We start from the raw sequence: 3,265 nt of genomic DNA on the forward strand, positions 1-3,265 counted from the left end.
GGGGCGCGCCCGTACGATCGGGGCGGCGGCCAGCTGGTCGGTGACGACCCGGCACCGGGCGAGGCCCAGCGCGGGACGGAATTCGACGCGGCGCGCGCCATTGCCGCCGACGTCCTCGCCGACGAGCGCGATCCGCTCGTCGCGGAGGAAGCGGCGGGCGAAGGCGATGTTGTCGCCGCCGATGTCGCGAAAGCCCGACCGCATCGTCGCGCCGCCGAAGATCCGCGCCTTGAGTCGCGAACGGGCCGCGCCCATCGCCAGCATGGCGTTGATGAGCACTTCCATCGCATAGACGCCGTAGCGCTGCATCGAGGCGGGGTCAGAGGCATGACCCTCAGCTAACAGGTAGTGGTTAATACCTCCTACCTTCGCGACAGGATCGTAAAAACAAGCTGCGATGCAGCTGCCGAGGACCGTCGTGAGCACCACGTCGGTCTCGTCGCTGACGCGCGTTTCGCCCTGCGCCACCGTCAGGCGGCGCAGGCCGTCGCGCAGGGCGAGTCCCGTCATGCGCGACACTCCTGCAACAGGCGCGCGGCGATCCGGCGGAGCGGCAGTTGCTGGACCACCGCGCCGATCCGGTGCGCGACGCCGGGCATCCCGTAGACGACGCTGCTGGCCTCGTCCTGGCCCACGGTCATCGCCCCGGCCTGACGCATCGCCAGCATCCCCTCGGCACCGTCCGCGCCCATTCCGGTCAGGATCGCGCCGACGGCATCGCTGCCGCCGAGTCGCGCGACCGAATGGAACAGCACGTCGACGGAGGGCTGATGCCCGCTCATCTTCGGACCCGGCAGCAGGCGGCAGTAGCGGCGCGTCGGCGATCCGGCGATCTCCAGATGGCGGTCGCCGCCGGGCGCCAGATAGACCTTGCCGACCTGCAGCACCGCGCCGGCCTGCGCTTCCTGGACATGCGGCTTGCACAGCCGGTCGAGTCGCGCCGCGAAGCTGGCGGTGAAACTGGGCGGCATATGCTGCACGATGACGGTCGGCGGGCAGTTGGCGGGAAAGCCCGACAACAGCTCGATCAGCGCCTCCACCCCGCCGGTCGACGCACCGACCGCGATCATCGACTGGTCGCGCGGTACGAAATCGACGTGCGTGACCGGCTCGGACGCGGCCGGTGCCGGGGCGGCGCGGCGGCCGCGCGTCTCGGCGGCGGCGCGCACCAGTCGCGGCAGCCGGATCGCCTCGTCCGGACGGCGCAGCGCGAGCTTGTCGAAACACTCGAACGCGCCGAGTTCCAGTGCGGCGAGACTGGCGTCGGCGCCCTCGGAGGTGAGCGTCGAGAGCATCACCACCGGCGTCGGGCGCAGCCGCATCAGCCGTTCCAGGAAATCGAGGCCGTTCATGCCGGGCATCTCGATGTCCAGCGTCACGACATCGGGATCGAGCTCCTTGATGCGGACCCGCGCCTCATCGGCGCTGGAGGCGGTGCCGACCACCTCGACCTGCGGATCGCTGGCCAGCGTGCGCTGGATCAGCGCCTGCATCGTCAGCGAATCGTCGACGACGAGGGTGCGGACGCTCATGCGTGCACCTTCAGATAGGCGGTGCGGCCGACACACTCGAAGCGCTTCGCCACGTCCGGCGAGAGCCGCTCGGAATGACCGATGTAAAGCATTCCGCCTGTCTCCAGATGATCGGCCAGCCGCCCCTGCAGCTTGGCCTTGGTGGGTTCGTCGAAATAGATCATGACGTTGCGGCAGCAGATCGCGTCGAAGCGCCCCTTCATCGGCCACGGACCGAGAAGGTTGAGCGGGCGGAAGGCGATCGCCTCGCGCAGCGCGGAATCGACGACCAGCCGGTCGCTGACCCAGGTCGCGCGCAGCTTCGCCGGGATCGTGCGCAGCGTGTCGGCCGAGTAGCGGCCGGCGCGCGCCGTCTCCAGCACGCTGGGCGAGACGTCGGTGGCGAGCATCCGCAGATCGTGCTTCAGCATCCGATGCGCCGCGCTGCGATCATGGCCGAGCGCGGCCATCAGCCAGGTATAGGGTTCCTCGCCGCTGGAGCAGGCCGCCGACCACAAGCGCACGCGCCCGCCGCTGGCCAGCCGCTGCGACAGCGTCGGCCACAGCCGCTCGACGAAATCCTCGAAGTGATGCGCCTCGCGAAAGAAGCTGGTGTGGTTGGTGGTCAGCGCGTCCAGCATCCGGCCGCGCTCGTCCGCATCGTCCTCGATCAGCCGCAGATAGGCCGCGACGCTGGTCAGCCCGCAGGCGCGGACGCGCGGCGCGACGCGACCGTAGACGAGCTGCGCCTTGCCGTCCGGCAGCAGGATGCCGAGCTCCGCATAGACCATCCGCGCGATCGCGTGATGATCGGCCGGCGCGAACTCGAACTCGCGCCGATCGGTCGAGGCGGCCGCAGCGCTCATGCGGCGTGCGCGAGCGTGGCGCGGCGCGAACGCTGCGAGGTCAGCGCATCGACGTCGATGATGAGCGCGACGCGCCCGTCGCCCAGGATCGTCGCGCCGGCCAGGCCGTCGATCGCCTGGTAATTGGCCTCCAGGCTCTTCACGACCACCTGGCGCTGATCCTGGATCGAATCGACCAGCAGCGCGGCCTGGCCCTGGTCGCCTTCGACGACGATCAGTACCGCCTTCTCCGGATCGCGCTCCCCGCCCTGGATGCCGAGCTGTTCGGCGACCGGGTAGATCGGCACATAGGAGCCGCGCACGTCCAGCACCGCGCCGTCCAGCCCGATCGCGGTCACGGCGCGGTCGGTCGGACGCAGGCTCTCCACGATATGGCTGAGCGGGATCACGAACGTCTGGTCGCCGACCGTGACGATCATCCCGTCCACGACCGCCAGCGTCAGCGGCAGGCTGAGCGAGAAGCTGGAGCCCGAGCCGAAGCGCGAATGGATGCCGATACGACCGCCGAGTGCCTGGACGTTCTTGCGCACCACGTCCATGCCGACGCCGCGCCCGGAAATGTTCGACACGGTCGCCGCGGTCGAGAAGCCCGGCGCGAAGATCAGATTGTCGACCTCCTCGTCGCTCAGCACCGCGTCGGGCAGGATGATGCCGCGTTCGATCGCTTTGGCGCGGACGCGCGCGCGGTCGATGCCGCGCCCGTCGTCGGCGACGGTGATGACGATCCGGCCCGAATGATGTGCGGCGGAGAGCGTGACGACGCCGGTTTCCGGCTTGCCGGCCGCGATCCGCTGCTCGGTGGTTTCGAGGCCGTGATCGACCGCGTTGCGGATCAGATGGGTCAGCGGCTCGCCGATGCGTTCCACGACGGTCTTGTCGACCTCGGTC

The 3,265-nt window shown here is 69.7% G+C and carries 4 protein-coding genes; all 4 read right to left on the reverse strand.

Features of this window, described 5'->3' with window-relative positions; translation table 11 throughout:
• The coding region (locus NS334_RS11740) for a chemotaxis protein CheD (protein WP_153002725.1) at positions 1–510 on the reverse strand (510 nt) is incomplete at its 3' end.
• On the reverse strand, positions 507–1,532 hold the full coding sequence (locus NS334_RS11745; protein WP_058756153.1) for a protein-glutamate methylesterase/protein-glutamine glutaminase: 1,026 nt from the start codon (positions 1,530–1,532) through the stop codon (positions 507–509). The genes NS334_RS11745 and NS334_RS11740, both read right to left, overlap by 4 nt.
• Positions 1,529–2,377 (reverse strand): CheR family methyltransferase, encoded by an 849-nt coding sequence (locus NS334_RS11750; protein ID WP_058756154.1) that lies wholly within the window; start codon positions 2,375–2,377, stop codon positions 1,529–1,531. The genes NS334_RS11745 and NS334_RS11750 overlap by 4 nt, the downstream gene beginning before the upstream one ends.
• Positions 2,374–3,265: chemotaxis protein CheA (locus tag NS334_RS11755; protein WP_193753078.1), on the reverse strand; the 892-nt coding region annotated here is incomplete at its 5' end. The genes NS334_RS11755 and NS334_RS11750, both read right to left, overlap by 4 nt.

It is taken from the genome of Sphingomonas endophytica (assembly GCF_001476895.1).
Classification (GTDB): domain Bacteria; phylum Pseudomonadota; class Alphaproteobacteria; order Sphingomonadales; family Sphingomonadaceae; genus Sphingomonas; species Sphingomonas endophytica_A.

Bases quoted from the DNA above. Each gene is read 5' to 3' on its own strand.
- NS334_RS11745 (WP_058756153.1), bottom strand. From the start codon at position 1,532: ATGAGCGTCCGCACCCTCGTCGTCGACGATTCGCTGACGATGCAGGCG.
- NS334_RS11750 (WP_058756154.1), bottom strand. From the start codon at position 2,377: ATGAGCGCTGCGGCCGCCTCGACCGATCGGCGCGAGTTCGAGTTCGCG.